This window comes from Pseudomonas fluorescens, from assembly GCF_012974785.1.
GTDB lineage: Bacteria > Pseudomonadota > Gammaproteobacteria > Pseudomonadales > Pseudomonadaceae > Aquipseudomonas > Aquipseudomonas fluorescens_BT.
Map to the genome: position 1 here is coordinate 5,802,264 of NZ_CP027561.1, position 19,815 is coordinate 5,822,078.

At 60.8% G+C, this 19,815-nt stretch carries 20 protein-coding genes; 13 read left to right on the forward strand and 7 right to left on the reverse strand.

Going from position 1 to position 19,815, the window contains the following annotated elements; all coding sequences use genetic code 11:
• Positions 1 to 30: 30 nt before the first annotated feature.
• The 3 genes from dgcA to C6Y56_RS26485 form a co-directional block, all read right to left on the reverse strand.
• A complete protein-coding gene (gene dgcA / locus C6Y56_RS26475) occupies positions 31 to 2,091 on the reverse strand; it encodes a dimethylglycine demethylation protein DgcA (RefSeq protein WP_169432229.1) in 2,061 nt (686 codons plus the stop codon).
• A gap of 15 nt (positions 2,092 to 2,106) precedes the next feature.
• Positions 2,107 to 2,637, reverse strand: a complete 531-nt coding sequence (locus C6Y56_RS26480; RefSeq protein ID WP_007926354.1) for a DUF5943 domain-containing protein — start codon at positions 2,635 to 2,637, stop codon at positions 2,107 to 2,109.
• 75 nt (positions 2,638 to 2,712) lie between these two features.
• Positions 2,713 to 3,690: a dipeptidase gene (locus C6Y56_RS26485; RefSeq protein WP_007959776.1), complete on the reverse strand. Its 978-nt coding sequence runs from the start codon at positions 3,688 to 3,690 to the stop codon at positions 2,713 to 2,715.
• 234 nt (positions 3,691 to 3,924) lie between these two features.
• Between C6Y56_RS26485 and C6Y56_RS26490 the strand changes: the two genes are divergently transcribed.
• The 4 genes from C6Y56_RS26490 (at position 3,925) to C6Y56_RS26505 (ending at position 5,550) form a co-directional block, all read left to right on the forward strand.
• The gene (locus C6Y56_RS26490; RefSeq protein WP_169432230.1) at positions 3,925 to 4,326 is read left to right on the forward strand and encodes a lysozyme inhibitor LprI family protein; all 402 of its coding nucleotides are present in this window, start codon (positions 3,925 to 3,927) and stop codon (positions 4,324 to 4,326) included.
• A 213-nt stretch (positions 4,327 to 4,539) separates the two neighbouring features.
• Entirely contained in the window at positions 4,540 to 4,794 is a 255-nt protein-coding gene (locus C6Y56_RS26495; protein ID WP_169432231.1) for a type II toxin-antitoxin system RelE family toxin, read from the forward strand.
• Positions 4,778 to 5,101 carry a helix-turn-helix domain-containing protein gene (locus C6Y56_RS26500; protein WP_169432232.1) on the forward strand — a complete coding sequence of 108 codons (324 nt, stop codon included), beginning with the start codon at positions 4,778 to 4,780 and terminating at the stop codon, positions 5,099 to 5,101. Before C6Y56_RS26495 ends, C6Y56_RS26500 begins: the two co-directional genes overlap by 17 nt.
• 32 nt (positions 5,102 to 5,133) lie before the next feature.
• Entirely contained in the window at positions 5,134 to 5,550 is a 417-nt protein-coding gene (locus tag C6Y56_RS26505; RefSeq protein WP_169432233.1) for a DUF3010 family protein, read from the forward strand.
• Here the strand turns inward: C6Y56_RS26505 and C6Y56_RS26510 are convergent, their stop codons facing one another.
• Positions 5,551 to 6,723, reverse strand: a complete 1,173-nt coding sequence (locus tag C6Y56_RS26510) for a hypothetical protein (protein ID WP_169432234.1) — start codon at positions 6,721 to 6,723, stop codon at positions 5,551 to 5,553.
• A gap of 68 nt (positions 6,724 to 6,791) precedes the next feature.
• The gene (locus tag C6Y56_RS26515) at positions 6,792 to 7,736 is read right to left on the reverse strand and encodes a GlxA family transcriptional regulator (RefSeq protein ID WP_169432235.1); all 945 of its coding nucleotides are present in this window, start codon (positions 7,734 to 7,736) and stop codon (positions 6,792 to 6,794) included.
• 192 nt (positions 7,737 to 7,928) lie between these two features.
• Here C6Y56_RS26515 and choX point away from each other — a divergent pair, with 192 nt between their 5' ends.
• The 6 genes from choX (at position 7,929) to C6Y56_RS26545 (ending at position 13,283) form a co-directional block, all read left to right on the forward strand.
• The gene (choX, locus tag C6Y56_RS26520; RefSeq protein WP_169432236.1) at positions 7,929 to 8,873 is read left to right on the forward strand and encodes a choline ABC transporter substrate-binding protein; all 945 of its coding nucleotides are present in this window, start codon (positions 7,929 to 7,931) and stop codon (positions 8,871 to 8,873) included.
• A 74-nt stretch (positions 8,874 to 8,947) separates the two neighbouring features.
• Positions 8,948 to 9,835, forward strand: coding sequence for a 3-keto-5-aminohexanoate cleavage protein (locus tag C6Y56_RS26525; RefSeq protein ID WP_011336296.1), 888 nt, complete (start codon positions 8,948 to 8,950; stop codon positions 9,833 to 9,835).
• A gap of 142 nt (positions 9,836 to 9,977) precedes the next feature.
• A complete protein-coding gene (locus C6Y56_RS26530; RefSeq protein ID WP_007959763.1) occupies positions 9,978 to 10,943 on the forward strand; it encodes an L-carnitine dehydrogenase in 966 nt (321 codons plus the stop codon).
• A gap of 56 nt (positions 10,944 to 10,999) precedes the next feature.
• The gene (locus tag C6Y56_RS26535) at positions 11,000 to 11,476 is read left to right on the forward strand and encodes a thioesterase family protein (RefSeq protein WP_169432237.1); all 477 of its coding nucleotides are present in this window, start codon (positions 11,000 to 11,002) and stop codon (positions 11,474 to 11,476) included.
• A gap of 24 nt (positions 11,477 to 11,500) precedes the next feature.
• Complete coding sequence (locus tag C6Y56_RS26540; RefSeq protein ID WP_169432238.1) at positions 11,501 to 12,664, forward strand: gamma-butyrobetaine dioxygenase; 1,164 nt, start codon at positions 11,501 to 11,503, stop codon at positions 12,662 to 12,664.
• A 358-nt stretch (positions 12,665 to 13,022) separates the two neighbouring features.
• Positions 13,023 to 13,283 (forward strand): hypothetical protein, encoded by a 261-nt coding sequence (locus C6Y56_RS26545; RefSeq protein ID WP_169432239.1) that lies wholly within the window; start codon positions 13,023 to 13,025, stop codon positions 13,281 to 13,283.
• Between the two features lie 77 nt (positions 13,284 to 13,360).
• On the opposite strand, the gene C6Y56_RS26550 is transcribed toward C6Y56_RS26545, so the two are convergent.
• Together C6Y56_RS26550 and C6Y56_RS26555 are read right to left on the reverse strand one after the other, a co-directional pair.
• Positions 13,361 to 14,464 carry a GlxA family transcriptional regulator gene (locus C6Y56_RS26550; protein WP_065260190.1) on the reverse strand — a complete coding sequence of 368 codons (1,104 nt, stop codon included), beginning with the start codon at positions 14,462 to 14,464 and terminating at the stop codon, positions 13,361 to 13,363.
• 444 nt (positions 14,465 to 14,908) lie between these two features.
• Positions 14,909 to 16,285, reverse strand: a complete 1,377-nt coding sequence (locus tag C6Y56_RS26555; RefSeq protein WP_169432240.1) for an L-serine ammonia-lyase — start codon at positions 16,283 to 16,285, stop codon at positions 14,909 to 14,911.
• A 434-nt stretch (positions 16,286 to 16,719) separates the two neighbouring features.
• Between C6Y56_RS26555 and C6Y56_RS26560 the strand changes: the two genes are divergently transcribed.
• The 3 genes from C6Y56_RS26560 (at position 16,720) to choV (ending at position 19,754) form a co-directional block, all read left to right on the forward strand.
• Positions 16,720 to 17,667, forward strand: a complete 948-nt coding sequence (locus C6Y56_RS26560) for a choline ABC transporter substrate-binding protein (protein ID WP_169432241.1) — start codon at positions 16,720 to 16,722, stop codon at positions 17,665 to 17,667.
• A 66-nt stretch (positions 17,668 to 17,733) separates the two neighbouring features.
• Positions 17,734 to 18,579 carry a choline ABC transporter permease subunit gene (choW, locus tag C6Y56_RS26565; RefSeq protein WP_085709139.1) on the forward strand — a complete coding sequence of 282 codons (846 nt, stop codon included), beginning with the start codon at positions 17,734 to 17,736 and terminating at the stop codon, positions 18,577 to 18,579.
• The gene (gene choV / locus C6Y56_RS26570) at positions 18,576 to 19,754 is read left to right on the forward strand and encodes a choline ABC transporter ATP-binding protein (RefSeq protein WP_085709138.1); all 1,179 of its coding nucleotides are present in this window, start codon (positions 18,576 to 18,578) and stop codon (positions 19,752 to 19,754) included. The genes choW and choV overlap by 4 nt, the downstream gene beginning before the upstream one ends.
• The last annotated feature ends 61 nt before the right edge of the window (positions 19,755 to 19,815 follow it).

Genomic DNA, 19,815 nt, shown 5'->3' on the forward strand with positions numbered 1-19,815 from the left:
GCTCGCTCCCACAGGGTCATGTGCAAACCTTTAGAAGTCTTTGCACAACCGCAGGGCGTCATAGATCGCAGCGTGGGTATTACGCTGCGCCACGCAGTCACCGATGCGGAACAGCAAGTAACCGTCGCCGTTACTGCTCAACGAAGGTTGCGGCTGGATCGCGAACAGCGCCTCGACATCGATCTGGCCCTTGTTGCGCGAGCCGTCCTTGAGGGCGTAGTAGATTTCTTCATCCGGGCGCACGCCGTTCTCGACGACCACCTGATCCACCACCCGCTCCTCTTTGGCGCCGGTGTATTCGTTCTCCAGCACGGCGACCAGCTTGTCGCCTTCGCGGTAGACCTTCTCCAGCATCATGTCGCCGGTCATGATCACTTCTTTCGGGTACATGCTGCGGTAGTAGGTCGGGAACGACGTACCGCCGATGGCCACGCCCGGCTTGATGTCGTCGGTGACGATCTCGACCTGGCTGCCCTTGTCGGCGAGGAAGTCCGCCACCGACATCCCGGTGAACTCGCAGATGGTGTCGTAGACCAGCACGTTCTTGCCCGGCGCGACCTTGCCGTCGAGCACGTCCCAGCTGCTGACCACCAGCCCTTCGGCGGCGCCCCAGTGTTCGTTCTGCTCCAGATATGGATGCCCGCCGACCGCCAGCACCACGATGTCCGGACGCAGGTCCATGATGGTGTCGGCATCGGCAGCAGTGCCCAGACGCAGATCGACTTTCAGGCGTGCCAGCTCCAGCTGGAACCAGCGGGTGATACCGGCGATCTGGTCACGCTGCGGCGCTTTCGAAGCCGTAGTGATCTGCCCGCCGATGAATTCTTTCTTCTCGAACAGGGTCACGTCGTGGCCACGTTCAGCCGCCACGCGGGCCGCTTCCATCCCCGCCGGGCCCGCACCGACGATCACCACCTTGCGTCTCGGCCCGGTGGATTTTTCGATGATGTGCGGCACGCCCATGTATTCGCGGGAAGTCGCGGCGTTCTGGATGCACAGCACGTCCAGCCCCTGGTACTGACGGTCGATGCAGTAGTTGGCGCCGACGCACTGTTTGATCTGGTCGATCTGGCCCATCTTGATCTTGGCGATCAGGTGCGGGTCAGCGATGTGGGCGCGGGTCATGCCGACCATGTCGACGTAACCGCCCTCCAGAATCCGCGTGGCCTGATTCGGGTCCTTGATGTTCTGCGCGTGCAGCACCGGAACCTTGACCACTTCCTTGATCCCGGCCGCCAGGTGCAGGAACGGCTCCGGCGGGTAACTCATGTTCGGAATCACGTTGGCCAGGGTGTTGTGGGTATCGCAACCCGAGCCGACGACGCCGATGAAATCGAGCATGCCGGTGTCGTCGTAATACTTGGCGATCTGCTTCATGTCTTCGTGGGACAGACCGTCCGGGTGGAACTCGTCACCGCAGATGCGCATGCCGACGCAGAAGTCGTCACCGACTTCGGCGCGTACGGCTTTCAGGACTTCCAGACCGAACTTCATCCGGCCTTCAAAGGTGCCGCCCCATTCGTCGGTCCGCTTGTTGACCCGCGGGCTCCAGAACTGGTCGATCATGTGCTGATGCACCGCCGACAGTTCGACGCCGTCCAGACCACCGGCCTTGGCGCGGCGCGCGGCTTGCGCGTAGTTGCCGATCACCCGCCAGATTTCTTCCGGCTCGATGGTTTTGCAGGTAGCGCGGTGCACCGGTTCGCGGATGCCCGACGGCGACATCAGGGTCGGCCAGTGGAAACCGTCCCAACGGGAGCGGCGGCCCATGTGGGTAATCTGGATCATGATCTTGGCGCCATGCTTGTGCATGGCGTCGGCGAGATTCTGGAAGTGCGGGATGATCCGGTCGGTGGACAGGTTCACCGAACTCCACCATTGCTGCGGGCTGTCGATCGCCACCACGGACGAACCGCCACAGATCGCCAGGCCGATGCCGCCCTTGGCTTTCTCTTCGTAATATTTGACGTACCGTTCGGTGGTCATGCCGCCGTCGGTCGCGTAGACCTCGGCGTGCGCGGTGCTGAGCACGCGGTTGCGGATGGTCAGTTTGCCAATTTGAATTGGCTGGAACATTGCTTCGAAAGCCATGGCGGGTTCCTCGACTTACAACGGCTTGACGGTGAACAGGCCGTCGTCGTGGCCTTCTTCGGAGCCACCGTAGACCTGCTCGGCCACGGTGCGGATCTTGCTGCCGCGAGCGGCGAGGATCTGATCCATGGCCCCGGCAAACCAGCCGGTGAACATGTAGTCGACCTTGCGCCCGACCTTGCCGTAGACGTAGACGAATGCGGAGTGTTCGAGCTTGACGCTGGCAGTGCCTTTGTCGAGGTCGATGTCCTGGATCTTGAACAGGCCCCAGCCGCGCTGCGACAGACGCTTCATGTAGTGTTCGAACACCGCTACGCCTTCCAGGCCATGGCACTCGGCTTCTTTTTCACACCAGTGCCAGGCGGACTTGTAGCCGGCCTTGTAGAGGATTTCGGCATAGGCGTCGGCGCCCAGCACTTCCTCGATGCCCATGTGGTTGTTGACGAAGAAATGCCGCGGCACGTACAGCATCGGCAGGGCGTCGGAGGTCCAGACACCGGTCTCGCTGTCGACTTCGATTGGCAATTGCGGGGCGATCTTGGCCATGGAAACTTAACTCCAGAAAAATTTTGGTGTTGCCCCCGGCGCGGACGGCCGGGGGAAAGTATTCAGAGAAGCGGCTTACTCGCCCCAGACGTCCTTGAGGACGTTCACCCAGTTTTCACCCATGATCTTGCGCACGACGCGCTCGGAGTGGCCGCGCTTGAGCAGGGTTTCGGTCAGGTTCGGGAACTCGCCGACGGTGCGGATGCCCAGCGGGTTGATGATCTTGCCGAAGTTGGTCAGACGGCGGGCGTAGCCCTTGTCGTGGGTCAGGTATTCGAAGAAGTCCTGACCGTGACCCTGGGTGAAGTCGGTGCCGATGCCGATGGCGTCTTCGCCGACGATGTTCATGGTGTATTCGATGGCTTCGGCGTAGTCGTCGATGGTCGAATCGATGCCCTTGGCCAGGAACGGCGCGAACATGGTCACGCCGACGAAACCGCCATGGTCAGCGATGAACTTCAGCTCTTCGTCGGACTTGTTGCGCGGGTGTTCTTTCAGCCCCGATGGCAGGCAGTGGGAATAGCAGACCGGTTTTTTCGATTCGAGGATGACTTCTTCGGAAGTCTTGGAGCCGACGTGGGACAGGTCGCACATGACGCCGACACGGTTCATCTCGGCGACGATCTCGCGACCGAAGCCCGACAGACCGCCGTCACGTTCGTAGCAACCGGTGCCCACCAGGTTCTGGGTGTTGTAGCACATCTGCACGATGCCGACGCCGAGCTGCTTGAACACTTCGACGTAACCGATCTGGTCTTCAAACGCGTGGGCGTTCTGGAAGCCGAAGAGGATGCCGGTCTTGCCCTGCTCCTTGGCCTTGCGGATGTCGGCAGTGGTGCGTACGGGGATCACCAGGTCACTGTTCTCGCGGATCAGTTTCTGGCTGGCGGCGATGTTGTTGACCGTGGCCTGAAAGCCCTCCCACACCGACACAGTGCAGTTGGCCGCCGTCAGACCGCCCTTGCGCATGTCTTCGAACAGCTCGCGGTTCCATTTGGCAATGATCAGACCGTCGATAACGATGCTGTCGGCGTGTAATTCGGCTGGGCTCATCAGGCGTCCCCTTATTGGCGATTCATGCGCCGAATCGTCTGCCGGCGCTTTGGGGCCAGCATATGCCTCGGTGCGCGACCAGCCGGGTGCAAAAACGACAGGGGAATTGCCGAAAGCGTCAATCCGCGACAAAGGGTCGCCAACCGGTCCGACCAGCCACCTGTTCAAGCCCGCGAGCTTGAGCCAGAATCTTGCGCATCTTGGATACACCACTGGATTAGAGCGGCGACAACCATGAAATCGATCTTCCTGGCCCTGGCACTGATTGCGACCGGCGTACACGCCGCCGAAGAGTCCGACAACAACCCGTGCGACGCGGTGGAAAACGACATCCAGACGCTGGAATGCTCGGCCTACAGCCGCACCACCGCCGAGGACCTGCTCAAGGACAACTACGCCAGCCTGAACGAGCGCATGCAGACGACCTACGGCAAGAACCCGGCGCAACTGGCCGACATCACCGCCAAAATCAAGGCCGCCCAGCAACAATGGCTGAAAACCCGCGACGCCGACTGCGCCGTCGAAGCCTTCCCGGCGACGGACGGCAGCAAGGCATTCAAGATTGCGCAGAACGATTGCGTGGCGCGGATGAGTGACGAGCGGTCGGAGTTTTTGGAGTCGATTGGGCAGGAGTAATCGATTATTGACTGAAGAAAGCTGGAAGTATTTTTCAGCTTTCTGATGCAAAAGAACCTTTTCCCACAAAACGTTCAGATCTGCCCCACATCACCTGTCCGAAGCCGCTGTTCTAGAGGCTTTGCGCGCAACATGCCGTCAAATGTTGTTTATTGGCCACCTGAAAAATATAAGCAAAGATTCGCAAATCTTATAAAAGACTTATATTCTGCCATGAACAGCATCCACTGGACTCGAAAGGCCGTTAAGCAACTCCTGAAATTGCATTCCGCTCATCAGTGTCAGGTCAGAGATGCCATCACGGTGCTTGCTGACATGCCTGATGTGGGCAATGTGAAAGCACTGGTTGGTCATGACTACGCTTATCGGCTGCGTGTCGGTAATTACCGAGTCATGTTCGACTGGGATGGCGCGATCAAAGTGGTCAGTATTCAAGAGGTAAAAAAACGCGATGAACGCACTTACTGACATCCAAATCATCAATGATTCCGAGGGTAAACCCGCTTTCGTAGTCATTCCGTATGCGCAATATGTGGCGCAGAAAATGGAGCCTGACCTGATTCCCCATGAGGTGGTCAGTCGCATTGTCGACGGGGCAACTCCGATCAGGGCCTGGCGCGAACATCTCAACCTGACCCAGGAAGAAGTGGCGAAACGCATGGGTATTTCGCAGCCGGCTTTTGCCCAACAGGAAACCGTTGCAAAGCCGCGCAAGGCCACTCGCGAGAAGATTGCAGCGGCATTTGGCATCACCGCCAACCAGCTTGAGCTGTAAGCTGCACCTCTTCAGCCAATCAAGGGATTCACATGAACATCTGCGGTATCGAAATCAAAGGCAGTGAAGCGATCATCGCCGTGGCGTCCCTCGACGGTTCGGTGCTGAGCCATGTGGCGCTGAGCACCAAAAAAATCGCTTTGGAGGATGACGACGAGGCGGCCAACGTGAAGCTGTTCGCGGCTCAGGTGGCGTCGTTCGTGCGCGAGAACTCGATTGATCGCATCGCGATCAAGAAGCGCAGCAAGAAGGGCGAGTTTGCCGGTGGGCCGACCACGTTCAAGATCGAGGGTGTGTTTCAGCTGCTGGACGGTTGCGAGGTGACGCTGCTGTCGCCGCAGACGATCAACGCCCAGGCCAAGAAGCACAACTTCGAACTGCCGGGCACGCTGAACAAGTATCAGCATGAAGCCTACAAGGCTGCGTGCTCGGCATTGGTGAAGAAATAACTAGCGCGCCTTGCGCGCGCTCAGCCAGTCACCGAAGGACTTGTCCTCCAGTGCGTAGCCTCCACGGCTCGACTTCCACACCAGCTCCTTGTCGCGCAGGGCATCGATGCAGGCCTGAATGGTCTGGGTGCCCGGCACCACGTCGCTGCCCATGTTCTCCAGTGCCTTGCCGACTGCCATGAGCGTGCTGTCAGTGAACGGAGCAAAAGGCTCGTTGTTCTGTGAGCGCTCCACCATCACCTCCAGCACGGCGCGCTGAGGGATGGTCAGAGCGTTCCAGGCGCTCTCGAACTCGGTCCACACGCCTGCGCGCAACAATTCGGCTCGGCTGTGCAGCAGCTGCCCCAGATTGCTGGCCTCGCCCAGTTCCAGTGCCACTTCACCAATGATGGTGCGCAACATTTCCGGGCGCCGCCCCACCAACTCGAAGGCCTCATCGATATCGGCAGCGCTGAACTGATTGGTCTCGGCCAGATGGGCGTTGAGGTGCAAGGTGTACGCCTGGGTGAACTCTTTCCCCAGCAATGGAAAGGGCGTGATGCTGGAGCCGAAGAACGGTTGGCTCTTGCCCAGCACCAGGTGCGCGAGTTTGTCGCGATTGGAACCGGTGAACACCAGGTGCAAACCGCTGCCCTCACCTTCACGTCCCTGGTTGAGCTGATCCCGCGCTGCCTTCAGGGCAAACATCGCGTTGATGCCTGCGGCGGTGGTGAGTGCGTGCTGGGCCTCATCGATTACCAGCACTACGGATTTTTCCGCGGCACTGTGGAGCAGTTCCAGCGCTTGTGTCAGGGTCGCGCCGGCCGGCAGTTGCGGCTTGGTGAAATCCCAGGACAAGGTGCGCAGAAAGCTGAGTTTTTCGATGCCGATATTCTTCGCCAGTTTGCGGATGCCCTTTTCAAAGGGGACCAACGCGCCTGCAATGGCACTGGCGATCAAGTCAGCAGGGTCTTTTTCCTTGTCGGCCCACAGGTCGACATAAACCGTCAGCCAGCCACGGGCCTGGCATTCCGGAATCAGGTCCTCGCGCAAAAAGGTACTTTTGCCCGTGCGACGCGGCGCTGCCAGAAAAAGGCCGGAGGTGAAATCCTGCAGACCTGCACCCACCAGACCATCGGCAACGCTGCGGGCCAGAGCGGGGCGGCGAAAAACGAAGCCATTGTTTCTGGACATGGTTTTACACTCAATTATTCAAACGACTGTAATTTATACCTGAAAGTATAATTAACTATAATCGTCCGTCAAACGGTCTCCCGTCGCCGGTCCTCCCGCGGACACCGGGCAAACTTCGCCCGGTAGCTGCGGGTGAAATACGACGGTGATTCAAACCCGCAGGCGATGCTCACTTCGAGCACGCTCATGTCGGTCTGGCGCAACAGCTGCCGGGCCTTTTCCAGCCTTAAGCGCAGATAGAAATTGCTCGGCGTGTCATTCAGATGCAGCCGGAACAAACGCTCCAGTTGCCGCCGCGTCACCTTGATCGATTCCGCCAGTTCCAGCGTGGTCAGCGGTGGTTCGCTGTGTTGCTCCATCTCGCCAATCACATGCACCAGCTTCTTGTTGCTGATGCCGTAGCGCGTGGCGACTTCCATCCGCTGGTGGTCTTTGCGCGGACGAATTCGCCCCAATACGAACTGCTCGCTGACCTGGATCGCCAGTTGCGGGCCGTGGGCCTGGGCGATCAGGTCGAGCATCAAGTCGATGGAAGCAGTGCCGCCGGCAGACGTGATGCGCCGACGGTCGATCTCGAACAGCTCCTGGGTGACGCTGAGCTGTGGATAAGATTCCTTGAAGGCGTCGATGGCCTCCCAGTGCAGAGTCAGGCGATGACCATCGAGCAGACCGGCTTCGGCGAGGACGAAACTGCCGGTGTCGATAGCGCCGAGGGTCACGCCTTCGTTGTCCAGCCGTCGCAGCCAGTGCTCCAGCGCCGGGGTAGCGAACTTCAGCGGTTCGAACCCGGCGATCACCAGCAGCGTCGCCCCTTTCTTCAGCGGTTCCAGCGCCGCATCGGCGTTGACCGACATTCCATTACTCGCCAGCACCGCTCCACCATCGGCGCTCAAGACGTGCCAGCGGTACAGCTCGCCGCGAAAGCGGTTGGCCACCCGCAGCGGTTCGATCGCAGAGATGAAACCGATGGCGGAAAAACCCGGCATCAACAGAAAGTAGAAATCCTGGGACATGGCGCGCACTCGGTTAGCGGGTAGCGTGCAACGTTGATACGCCAGTTGTCGGCGGCATTCAAGAGCACAGGTCGCTGCAGTGCAAGAGCTGGTCGCCGCAGTGCGTTTTTGCGGGGGCATAGCTGCGTAATTTGGCATCACCGGCACGACAGATGCCGGAACCCACAATAACGACCTGCCGAGGAACCCGACATGAAACGACTGATCAGCAGCTGTGTTCTCGCACTCAGTGGTACCGCGTTTTTAAGCGCCAGTGTCATGGCGGCCGATTCCGCATCGTGTCAGAACGTGCGCATGGGCGTGGTGAACTGGACCGACGTGATCGCCACCAGCGCCATGGCCCAGGTTCTGCTCGACGGCCTCGGCTACAGCACCAAACAGACCAGCGCCTCCCAGCAAATCGTCTTCGCCGGCATCCGCGACCAGCGTCTGGACCTGTTCCTCGGCTACTGGAACCCGCTGATGACCCAGACCATCACCCCGTTCGTCGACGCCAATCAGGTCAAAGTCCTCCAGGCACCGAGCCTCAAGGACGCCCGCGCCACCCTCGCCGTGCCGACCTATCTGGCGGACAAGGGTCTGAAAACCTTCGCCGACATCGCCAAGTTCGAGAAAGAACTGGGCGGCAAGATCTACGGCATCGAGCCAGGCTCGGGGGCCAACACTCAGATCAAGGCGATGATCGCCAAGAACCAGTTCGGCCTCGGCAAGTTCCAGCTCGTGGAATCCAGCGAGGCCGGCATGCTCGCCGCCGTCGATCGCGCCGTGCGCCGCAAGGAAGCCGTGGTGTTCTTCGGCTGGGCGCCGCACCCGATGAACGTCAACGTGCAGATGACCTATCTGACCGGCAGCGACGACGCCCTCGGCCCGAACGAAGGCATGGCCACCGTATGGACCGTCACCGCGCCGAAATACGCCGAACAATGCCCGAACGTCAGTCGCCTGCTGAGCAACCTGACATTCACCGCCGAAGACGAGAGCCGGATGATGCAGCCGCTGCTCGATCACAAGGACGCTTTCGAATCGGCCAAACAATGGCTCAAAGATCACCCGCAGGACAAACAGCGCTGGCTCGAAGGCGTTACCACTTTCGATGGCAAACCGGCGGCTGAAAACCTCCAGCTCACCAGCAAATAAACCGCAACGAACGCCCCCTTCGCAGCCCGCCACGGGCTGCGAACAGACCCATCACGCCTGAAGGAAAACGCACCATGAACCACGACGTCATCATCACCTGCGCACTCACCGGTGCTGGCGACACGACCGCCAAGAGCCCTCACGTGCCGGTCACTCCAAAGCAAATCGCCGCAGCCGCCGTGGAAGCGGCCAAGGCCGGCGCCACGGTCGTGCACTGCCACGTCCGTGACCCGCAGACCGGCAAGTTCAGCCGCGACGTGGCGCTGTACCGCGAAGTCATGGAGCGTATCCGCGAAGCCGACGTCGACATCATCGTCAACCTCACCGCCGGCATGGGTGGCGACCTGGAAATCGGCCCGGGCGAGAACCCGATGGAGTTCGGTCCGAACACCGATCTGGTCGGCCCGCTGACCCGTCTGGCCCACGTAGAAGAACTGCTGCCGGAAATCTGCACGCTGGATTGCGGCACCCTGAACTTCGGCGACGGCGACACCATTTACGTCTCCACCCCGGCCCAACTGCGGGCTGGTGCCAAGCGCATCACCGAGCTGGGCGTGAAGGCGGAGCTGGAGATTTTCGACACCGGTCACCTGTGGTTCGCCAAACAGATGATCAAGGAAGGCCTGCTCGACAATCCGCTGTTCCAGCTGTGCCTGGGCATCCCGTGGGGCGCCCCGGCGGACACCACCACCATGAAAGCCATGGTCGACAACCTGCCCGCCGATGCGGTGTGGGCCGGGTTCGGCATCGGACGGATGCAGATGCCGATGGCCGCGCAAGCGGTGCTGCTCGGCGGCAACGTGCGGGTCGGTCTGGAAGACAACCTGTGGCTGGACAAAGGCGTGCTGGCGACCAATGGCCAACTGGTCGAACGCGCCAGCGAAATCCTCAGCCGCCTCGGCGCCCGCGTGCTGACCCCGGCTGAAGGCCGCAAGAAGATGGGCCTGACCCAGCGCGGCTAAACAATCACCTATTTACCCCTGTGGGAGCGAGCCTGCTCGCGAAGAGGCTGGTACATCCGAAGCATCTTCATCAGCAGTGCCGCCGCATTCGCGAGCAAGCCCGCTCCCACAGGGAATCACCGAATTTTCCTAGGAAATCACCATGAGTTTTATCACCGAAATCAAAACCTTCGCAGCACTGGGCAGCGGCGTCATCGGCAGCGGCTGGGTCGCCCGCGCCCTCGCCCATGGCCTCGACGTGGTGGCCTGGGACCCGGCGCCGGGTGCCGAAGCGGCGCTGCGCAAACGCGTGGCCAATGCCTGGGGCGCGCTGGAGAAAAACGGTCTGGCGCCGGGTGCTTCGCAAGATCGCTTGCGGTTTGTCGCGACCATTGAAGAGTGCGTGCGCGATGCGGACTTCATCCAGGAAAGCGCCCCGGAACGCCTCGAACTGAAACTGGAGCTGCACAGCAAGATCAGCGCAGCGGCCAAGCCCAATGCCCTGATCGGTTCCAGCACTTCAGGCCTGTTGCCAAGCGAGTTCTACGAGAGCTCGACCCATCCGGAACGTTGCGTGGTCGGTCACCCGTTCAACCCGGTTTACCTGCTGCCGCTGGTGGAAGTGGTGGGCGGCAAGAACACCGCGCCGGAAGCGGTTCAAGCGGCGATGAAAGTCTACGAATCCCTCGGCATGCGCCCGCTGCATGTGCGCAAGGAAGTGCCGGGCTTCATCGCCGACCGCCTGCTCGAAGCGCTGTGGCGCGAGGCGCTGCACCTGGTCAACGACGGTGTGGCGACCACCGGAGAGATCGATGATGCGATCCGCTTTGGTGCCGGTCTGCGCTGGTCGTTCATGGGCACGTTCTTGACTTACACCCTGGCCGGTGGCGATGCCGGCATGCGTCACTTCATGTCGCAGTTCGGCCCGGCGTTGCAGTTGCCGTGGACGTACCTGCCGGCACCGGAACTGACCGACAAGTTGATCGACGATGTGGTGGATGGCACCAGCGATCAACTGGGCCGACACAGTATTTCGGCGCTGGAGCGCTATCGTGATGATTGCTTGCTGGCGGTGCTTGAGGCGGTGAAGACCACCAAAGAAAAGCACGGGATGAGTTTCAGCGAGTGATCGCATATTGATCGTTCCCACGCAGAGCGTGGGAACGATCGTGCCTGGAGATAAACATGCCCACCCTCACCACCTACCAAACCCGCATCATCCCCGACTGGGTCGATTACAACGGCCACCTGCGCGACGCCTTCTATCTGCTGATTTTCAGCTACGCCACCGACGCCCTGATGGATCGCCTCGGCATGGACAGCAACAACCGCGAAGCCAGCGGTCACTCGTTGTTCACCCTCGAACTGCACCTCAACTACCTGCACGAAGTGAAGCTCGACGCCGAAGTCGAAGTGCGCACGCAGATCATCGGTCACGACCAGAAACGCCTGCACCTCTATCACAGCCTGCACCTGGCCGGCGGCGACAAGGAACTGGCCGGGAACGAACAGATGCTGCTGCACGTCGACCTCGCCGGGCCACGTTCCGCACCGTTCACCCCGGACACCCTGGGCCGTCTGCAAGCCATCGTCGCCGAGCAGGCCGACCTGCCCACCCCGGCTTACATCGGCCGGGTCATCGCCCTGCCCCCAGCCCGGTAAATCCATCCATCGCAAGGAGCCGCCATGCAAACCGCCGCTGCTGTTGCCGATTTCCGTACCTATCCGTTGATCAGCGCGCTGAACGGCGTGCAGAGCCTGGCGGATCGCGTCTTGATTGAATGGGCCGACGGGCGTGTCAGCCCGTTCCACCACGTGTGGCTACGCGACAACTGTCCGTGTCCGCACTGCGTCTACAGCGTCACCCGCGAGCAAGTGTTCGAGATCGTCGATGCGGCGCAGGATCTGTCGCCCTCCGCCGCGCATATCGACACCGATGGCTGCCTGCGTATCGACTGGCAGGACGGCCACCTCAGCCGCTTCGATGCAGGCTGGCTGCGGGCCCACGCCTACGACGACGAATCCCGCGCCGAACGCTTCGCCGCCAGGCCGAAACCCTTCCTGTGGCGCAGCGATTTGCAGTTGCCGGTGTTCGACTATGCAGCCCTGATGAACGACAACGCCGCACTGCTGCAATGGTTGCTGGCAGTGCGCGACATCGGCCTGACTCAAGTGCGCGGCGTACCCACCGAACCCGGCTCGCTGAAGCTGATCGCCCAGCGCATTTCGTTCATCCGCGAGAGCAACTTCGGCGTGCTGTTCAACGTGCAATCCAAGGCCGATGCCGACAGTAATGCCTACACCGCTTTCAACCTGCCATTGCACACGGATCTGCCGACCCGCGAGCTGCAACCGGGGCTGCAATTTCTACATTGCCTGGTGAACGACGCGGAGGGTGGCGAGAGCATTTTCGTCGACGGTTTTGCGATTGCCGAAGCGTTGCGCCAGGAGGATCCCGCGTCGTTTCAGGCGCTGTGCGAGATCCCGGTGGAGTTTCGCAACAAGGACCGCCACAGCGACTATCGCTGCCTCGCGCCGATCATCGCTCTGGATGCCTTGGGCCGGGTTGCGGAAATCCGCATGGCCAATTTTCTGCGCGGCGCGTTCGACACGTCAGTGGCGCAAATGCCCCTGCTGTATCGCGCTTACCGGCGCTTCATCGCCATGACCCGCGAACCACGTTTCCGGCTGATGCAGCGGCTCAATCCGGGCGAGTTGTGGTGCTTCGACAACCGCCGCACCCTGCATGCGCGCAATGCGTTCGACCCGTCCACCGGGGCCCGGCACTTTCAAGGCTGCTACATCGATCGGGATGAGTTGCTGTCGCGGATTCTGGTGTTGCAACGCTAAACCGCGTCATCGTTCATCGCCAGCAGGCTGGCTCCCACAAAGAGCGCATTTCAATGTGGGAGCCAGCCTGCTGGCGATGAATGCACCTCGATTTACCTGACACACAGGCAAAAAAAACCCCGATACAAGCCGTGACAGGATCGGGGCGAGGGTACTGTTGAGGAGCTGCTGTGCCGAGGGTGACCAAACCTTCGTGAAGCGAGCTGAGGCCAGTGTGCCCACTCCCCGGTAACACGAGTTAGCCGAAAACGACCTGTTCATAGCCGTCGCGGCCACTGCGACAAATCGCCCTTGCCGTGCCTGTGCAGGCCTACCAGAATCGAGTCACGACCTCCGTTGCCGAAGAAGGATTCGCGTCATGATGTATGCCGATTTGATCGATCAGGAAGACCTGTTGGGCCAGCTCAAGTCGTTGGGATTCGAAGTGCCGTCGGGCTCAACTGCCCTGCAGGCCTGCGAGTGCGCGGTGCGGGGTCTGGACGATGTGCGGGCCAACACGCTGCGCACCATGGTCAAGCAGATGTACACCAGCAGCGCGAGCATTCAGCCGACCGTGCGCGAAGCCATCGACAAGCAGTTGCTGCCGGCCCTGGCGCAGTATCAGCAAACCCGCGCCTGACATCTGACCGAAAAAAAGATCGCAGCCTGCGACAGTGCCTTTCCTGAAGGCGCTGTCGCAGGCTGCGATCTTTCGTTTTAGAGACGCACGCTGGCGAAGGTCGACTCGTTGCGCGCCTGGCTCAGCGCCGACATCGGCCCGGACAGCGGCGACATCACGATGGCCTGCGGCAGCGGCAGCATCGCCACCTGCTGGGTGGTGTTGGAACCGACGCGCTCGTCACGCGGTGGAATGCCGAAATATTCGCGGTAGCACTTGGAGAAGTGCGGCGTCGACACGAAGCCGCAGACCGACGCCACTTCGATGATCGACATCGGCGTCTGTTTGAGCAGTTGCCGGGCACGGATCAGGCGCAGCTTGAGGTAGTAGCGCGACGGCGAGCAATGCAGGTATTTCTGGAACAGGCGCTCGAGCTGGCGACGGGACACGGCGACGTACACCGCCAGTTCGTCGAGGTCGATCGGCTCTTCCAGGTTGGCTTCCATCAGCGCGACGATTTCCTGCAGCTTCGGCTGGTTGGTGCCGAGCATGTGCTTGAGCGGCACACGCTGGTGATCCTGCTCGTTGCGGATGCGTTCGTAGACAAACATCTCGGAGATCGCGGCGGACAGTTCACGGCCGTGATCGCGGCTGATCAGGTGCAGCATCATGTCCAGCGGCGCGGTGCCCCCGGAGCTGGTGAAACGGTTGCGGTCGAGGGTGAACAGACGGGTGCTCATCGCCACGCGAGGGAAAGCTTCCTGCATTGCCGCCAGACATTCCCAGTGCACGCTGCAATCGAAGCCATCGAGCAGGCCGGCGCAGGCCAGGGCCCAACTGCCGGTGCACACGGCACCGAGGCGACGGGACTGGCGCGCCTGGCTTTGCAGCCACGAGACATGTTCACGGGTAACGGTGCGTTGAATACCGATCCCGCCGCACACGATGATGGTGTCGAGGGCCGGGGCTTTGTGCATGGAGGCGTCGGGAGTGATCTGCAGACCGTCACTGGCCCAGACCTGACCACCGTCGACGGTGAGGGTCGTCCAGCGATACAGCTCGCGACCGGACAACTGGTTGGCCATGCGCAGCGGTTCGACTGCGGAAGCCAGGGAAATCAGCGTGAAATTGTCCAGCAGCAGAAAGCCGATGGATTGAGGCGCACGGTTCTGGGGTTGAGCCCCGGAGTTGAACGACGTCATCGCGGTATCTCCTCACACAAAGCGGGTGATGGCCTCAGGCGGAGGCTCTTGTTATTGCCATCGTTCTCTTGCGTGAGACGGGCTTTGTTATGACAGAGCAATTGCCATGCCTAAAATTGAATGGCCGTTCAATAACTCCTGAAAACGACGTCGCGACGCGTCTACACAAGCGCTCCGATGAGAGCTGATTCGAAGTGCCATCAGCGGCGGTGAAAGCCCTGCCCCGGCGTGCGTGAGCAGATCGGTAGCACTTGTGGGAACAGGGCTGCGGCGGATTGTCCTACAGTGTCACCGCTGGCACAGGTGACGGACGGTAGCACCTGTGAATCAGGCGCTGTACGTGGGAAAGACTCTTATCTGATTGCGACGCGCCAAAAGGTGGCGCGTTTTATTGTCGATGCTCACTTGGTGCGCAGTTTTGACTGGTCTGGTGCTATCGGGAAATCAGCACTCAACCGCGCTGACCGCCAACCCGCCGCGCGAAGTCTCTTTATATTTGTCATGCATGTCGGCACCGGTATCTCGCATGGTACGAATCACCCGATCCAGCGAGATAAAGTGCTGGCCATCGCCGCGCAAGGCCATCTGCGCCGCGTTGATCGCCTTCACCGCCGCAATCGCGTTGCGCTCGATACACGGTACCTGGACCAGGCCACCGACCGGATCGCAGGTCAGACCGAGGTTGTGCTCCAGACCGATTTCCGCTGCGTTGCACAATTGCTCCGGGCTCGCGCCGAGGATTTCCGCCAGCCCCGCTGCTGCCATTGCGCAGGCCGAACCGACCTCCCCCTGGCAACCGACTTCGGCGCCGGAGATCGAGGCGTTCTTCTTGCACAGAATCCCCACGGCCGCCGCACCAAGGAAATAGTCGACCACGTTGGCGTCGGTCACCGCTTCGCTGAATTTCATGAAGTAGTGCAGCACCGCCGGAATGATCCCGGCCGCGCCGTTGGTCGGCGCCGTGACCATGCGCCCGCCGGCAGCGTTTTCTTCATTTACCGCCAGGGCAAACAGGTTGACCCACTCCATGGCGCTGAGGGTCGAGCCGATCACATTGGGCTTGTTCAGTTCCTGCAGACTGCGGTGCAGTTTCGCCGCACGCCGGCGCACGTTGAGTCCGCCGGGCAGAATGCCTTCGTGCCTCAGACCCTGCTCGACGCAATCCTGCATCGCCCGCCAGAGCTTCATCAGCCCGGCGCGGATTTCCTCTTCGCTGCGCCAGACTTTCTCGTTGGCCATCATCAGCTCGGCGACGCGCAGGTTGTTCTGCTTGCACAACTCCAGCAGTTCGACCGCGCTGGAAAAGTCATAAGGCAATTCGGTGCGATCCAGATCCACCACACCGCTGGACGCCTGCGCCTCATCGACGACAAAACCGCCGCCGACCGAATAGTAGGTGTCGCGATGAATCTCGCCGTGATCGCCTTCGGCGACCAGGGTCATGGCGTTGGGATGGAATGGCAGGTTCTCGTCGATCAGGCGCATGTCGCGGGCCCATATAAAAGGCACCGACAAACGACCATCGAGCAAAAGGGTGTGGGTTTCACGCAGGGCCTGGATCCGCGGGCCGATCTGCGACGGGTCGATCGCGTCCGGCCACTCGCCCATCAGGCCCATGATCACCGCGTTGTCGCTGCCGTGACCGACACCGGTGGCCGACAGCGAACCGAACAGTTGCACTTCGACCCGGCGCACTTGCTCCAGCAGGAATTTGTCGCGCAACGACTCGACGAACAGCGCCGCGGCGCGCATCGGCCCGACGGTGTGAGAACTGGAGGGACCAATGCCGATTTTGAACAGGTCGAAAACGCTGATAGCCATTGATGCAGAGCTCCTGAGAGTGCCGGTCCGGGGCGTGAAGCGCCCGCTGGCGGAGCTGCTACGCTCTAGCTGCGATCCGCCGGAATGCCCGCATCATCAGGCTTTTCCCGGGTCGTCCGGCGTCTGACACCGACGCACTCATGCCCACGAACGCCGTGCCGGTTTTCGCCCGTGTTTTCGCCGTTTTTATGCGGTTCAGATGGCCAAACGGGGCTGAAAAAAGCTGTAAACGACGTCACCGACACTGGATGCGACCATCCCTGTACTGGATACGACGCACCCTGTAGGCGTCAGATTTTCACTGGTACATGATCGTATCGACTCGATTGCAAGGCGCCGTGACAGAGCTGTCTCCAGAACGCCATCCAACCGCAACCTATAAGTGCGGTGGTCCAGTCGGAACACTGCCAAAAAAAACACCAAGGAGTCCATCCATGAAAGGTTCCCCATCGTTGTTGTTGGCCGCCATGCTGAGTCTGCCGTTACTGGCTCAAGCCGCAGAACCGGCGCAGTGCAGTACCGTTAACTTCTCCGATGTCGGCTGGACCGACATCACCGCAACAACCGCGACCACCAGCGTGGTGCTCGACGCCCTCGGCTACAAGACCAAGACCACCATGATCTCCGTGCCCGTGACCTACAAGTCGCTGGCCGACGGCAAGAACATGGACGTGTTCCTCGGCAACTGGATGCCGACCATGGAAAACGACATCAAGGCCTACCGCGACGCCGGCACCGTGGAAGTCGTGCGCACCAACCTCAAGGGCGCCAAATACACCCTCGCCGTGCCGCAGGCGCTGTACGACAAGGGCCTGCACGACTTCGCCGACATCGCCAAATTCAAGAAAGAGCTCGACGGCAAGATCTACGGCATCGAGCCAGGCAACGACGGCAACCGCCTGATCCAGAGCATGATCGACAAGAACGCCTTCGGCCTGAAAGACGCCGGCTTCAAGGTCGTCGAATCCTCCGAGGCGGGCATGCTCTCGCAGGTCGACCGCGCGCAGAAGCGCGACACCGCCGTGGTCTTCCTCGGCTGGGCACCGCACCCGATGAACAAGCGCTTCAAGATTCAATACCTGACCGGCGGCGACGACTTCTTCGGCCCGGATTTCGGCGCCGCTACTGTCGCGACCAACACCCGCAAGGGCTACGTCGAGGAATGCAGCAACGTCGGTCAGTTGCTGAAAAATCTGGAGTTCACCGTCGACATGGAAAGCACCCTGATGGGCAACATCCTCGACGACAAGATGAAGCCTGACGCGGCCGCCAAGGCCTGGCTGAAAAAGAATCCACAGGTGCTCGATACCTGGCTCGCTGGCGTGACCACCATTGACGGTAAACCTGGCCTGGAGGCCGTGAAAGCCAAGCTCGCGCAGTAATCGCTTATGCCGGGCGGGTCAGTCCCGCCCGGGCTGTTATTTCCTTGCATGCGGACGTTCACTACCATGCTGATTGATCAGAAAATCCCTTTAGGCCAGTACATCGCGGGCTTCGTTGAATGGTTGACGCAACACGGCGCCAGCACCTTCGACGCAATCGCCGTGACCCTGGAAACGATGATCCACGGCGTGACGTTTGCGCTGACCTGGTTCAACCCGCTGGTGTTGATCGGCCTCATCGCTCTGCTCGCGCACTTCATTCAACGCAAATGGGGCCTCACCGCCTTCGTGATCGCCTCCTTTCTGCTGATCCTCAACCTGGGGTACTGGCAGGAAACCATGGAAACCCTCGCCCAGGTCATGTTCGCGACCCTGGTCTGCGTGGTCATCGGCGTGCCGCTGGGCATCGTCGCCGCGCACAAACCGATGTTCTACACTTTGATGAGGCCGGTGCTCGATCTGATGCAGACCGTACCGACCTTCGTTTACCTCATTCCTACCCTGACCCTCTTCGGGCTGGGCGTGGTTCCGGGCCTGATCTCCACGGTGGTGTTCGCCATCGCTGCGCCGATCCGCCTGACCTACCTGGGCATCCGCGATGTCCCGGAAGAACTGATGGACGCCGGCAAGGCCTTCGGCTGCTCGCGTCGCCAACTGCTTTCACGGATCGAACTGCCCCACGCCATGCCGAGCATCGCAGCCGGCATCACCCAGTGCATCATGCTGTCGCTGTCGATGGTGGTGATCGCGGCACTGGTGGGCGCCGACGGACTCGGCAAACCGGTGGTCAACGCACTGAACACTGCTGATATCGCTCTGGGCTTCGAAGCGGGCCTGGCGATCGTACTGCTGGCGATCATGCTCGACCGTATCTGCAAACAACCCGACGCCAAAGTAGGGGGTGACGCATGAGCATAATCCGCTTCGATAACGTAGACGTTATCTTCGCCAAGGATCCACGCGAGGCACTCAAGCTGCTGGATCAGGGCATGACCCGCAACGAGATCCTGAAAAAGACCGGACAGATTGTCGGCGTTGAAAAAGCCAGCCTGGACATCGAGAAAGGTGAAATCTGTGTACTGATGGGTTTGTCCGGCTCCGGCAAATCCAGCCTGCTGCGCTGCATCAACGGCCTCAACACCGTGAGCCGCGGCAAGCTGTTCGTCGAGCACGAAGGCAAGCAGATCGACATCGCTTCCTGCAGCCCGGCCGAACTGAAAATGATGCGCACCAAGCGCATCGCCATGGTGTTCCAGAAGTTCGCCCTGATGCCTTGGCTGACCGTTCGCGAGAACATCAGCTTCGGTCTGGAAATGCAGGGTCGTCCCGAAAAAGAACGCCGCAAACTGGTGGACGACAAGCTTGAGCTGGTAGGCCTGACCCAGTGGCGCAACAAGAAACCCAACGAGCTGTCCGGCGGCATGCAGCAGCGTGTGGGCCTGGCCCGCGCACTGGCGATGGACGCCGACATTCTGCTGATGGACGAACCCTTCTCGGCCCTTGATCCGCTGATCCGTCAGGGTCTGCAGGATGAACTGCTGGAACTGCAACGCAAGCTGAGCAAGACCATCGTGTTCGTGAGCCACGACCTCGACGAGGCGCTCAAACTGGGTAGCCGCATCGCGATCATGAAAGACGGCCGGATCATCCAGTACAGCGTGCCGGAAGAGATCGTGCTCAATCCTGCGGACGACTACGTGCGCACCTTCGTTGCCCACACCAATCCGCTGAACGTGCTGTGCGGTCGCAGCCTGATGCGCACCCTGGACAACTGCAAACGCATCAACGGTTCGGTGTGCCTGGACCCGGGTGGCGATTCGTGGCTGGACCTGGCAGAGGGCAACACCATCAAGGGTGCACGCAAGAACGGTTCGGTACTTGACCTGCAGAACTGGGTGCCGGGGCAAGCGGTGGAAGGCCTCGATCGTCGTCCGACGCTGGTGGACTCGAACATCGGCATGCGTGACGCGTTGCAGATCCGTTACCAGACCGGCAACAAACTCGTGCTGCACGACAACAACCATGTGGTGGGGATTCTCGGCGACAGCGAGCTGTATCACGCGCTGCTCGGGAAGAACCTGGGGTAAGACGGGATGAAAAAAAGGGATCGCGGTGAGCGATCCCTTTTTTATTGGGTCAGGGAAAAGA

Excerpts from the sequence above, each read along its gene's own strand:
- dgcA (WP_169432229.1), bottom strand. The coding sequence starts at position 2,091 with ATGGCTTTCGAAGCAATGTTCCAGCCAATTCAAATTGGCAAACTGACC.
- C6Y56_RS26480 (WP_007926354.1), bottom strand. The coding sequence starts at position 2,637 with ATGGCCAAGATCGCCCCGCAATTGCCAATCGAAGTCGACAGCGAGACC.
- C6Y56_RS26485 (WP_007959776.1), bottom strand. The coding sequence starts at position 3,690 with ATGAGCCCAGCCGAATTACACGCCGACAGCATCGTTATCGACGGTCTG.
- C6Y56_RS26490 (WP_169432230.1), top strand. The coding sequence starts at position 3,925 with ATGAAATCGATCTTCCTGGCCCTGGCACTGATTGCGACCGGCGTACAC.
- C6Y56_RS26495 (WP_169432231.1), top strand. The coding sequence starts at position 4,540 with ATGAACAGCATCCACTGGACTCGAAAGGCCGTTAAGCAACTCCTGAAA.
- C6Y56_RS26500 (WP_169432232.1), top strand. The coding sequence starts at position 4,778 with ATGAACGCACTTACTGACATCCAAATCATCAATGATTCCGAGGGTAAA.
- C6Y56_RS26505 (WP_169432233.1), top strand. The coding sequence starts at position 5,134 with ATGAACATCTGCGGTATCGAAATCAAAGGCAGTGAAGCGATCATCGCC.
- C6Y56_RS26510 (WP_169432234.1), bottom strand. The coding sequence starts at position 6,723 with ATGTCCAGAAACAATGGCTTCGTTTTTCGCCGCCCCGCTCTGGCCCGC.
- C6Y56_RS26515 (WP_169432235.1), bottom strand. The coding sequence starts at position 7,736 with ATGTCCCAGGATTTCTACTTTCTGTTGATGCCGGGTTTTTCCGCCATC.
- choX (WP_169432236.1), top strand. The coding sequence starts at position 7,929 with ATGAAACGACTGATCAGCAGCTGTGTTCTCGCACTCAGTGGTACCGCG.
- C6Y56_RS26525 (WP_011336296.1), top strand. The coding sequence starts at position 8,948 with ATGAACCACGACGTCATCATCACCTGCGCACTCACCGGTGCTGGCGAC.
- C6Y56_RS26530 (WP_007959763.1), top strand. The coding sequence starts at position 9,978 with ATGAGTTTTATCACCGAAATCAAAACCTTCGCAGCACTGGGCAGCGGC.
- C6Y56_RS26535 (WP_169432237.1), top strand. The coding sequence starts at position 11,000 with ATGCCCACCCTCACCACCTACCAAACCCGCATCATCCCCGACTGGGTC.
- C6Y56_RS26540 (WP_169432238.1), top strand. The coding sequence starts at position 11,501 with ATGCAAACCGCCGCTGCTGTTGCCGATTTCCGTACCTATCCGTTGATC.
- C6Y56_RS26545 (WP_169432239.1), top strand. The coding sequence starts at position 13,023 with ATGATGTATGCCGATTTGATCGATCAGGAAGACCTGTTGGGCCAGCTC.
- C6Y56_RS26550 (WP_065260190.1), bottom strand. The coding sequence starts at position 14,464 with ATGACGTCGTTCAACTCCGGGGCTCAACCCCAGAACCGTGCGCCTCAA.
- C6Y56_RS26555 (WP_169432240.1), bottom strand. The coding sequence starts at position 16,285 with ATGGCTATCAGCGTTTTCGACCTGTTCAAAATCGGCATTGGTCCCTCC.
- C6Y56_RS26560 (WP_169432241.1), top strand. The coding sequence starts at position 16,720 with ATGAAAGGTTCCCCATCGTTGTTGTTGGCCGCCATGCTGAGTCTGCCG.
- choW (WP_085709139.1), top strand. The coding sequence starts at position 17,734 with ATGCTGATTGATCAGAAAATCCCTTTAGGCCAGTACATCGCGGGCTTC.
- choV (WP_085709138.1), top strand. The coding sequence starts at position 18,576 with ATGAGCATAATCCGCTTCGATAACGTAGACGTTATCTTCGCCAAGGAT.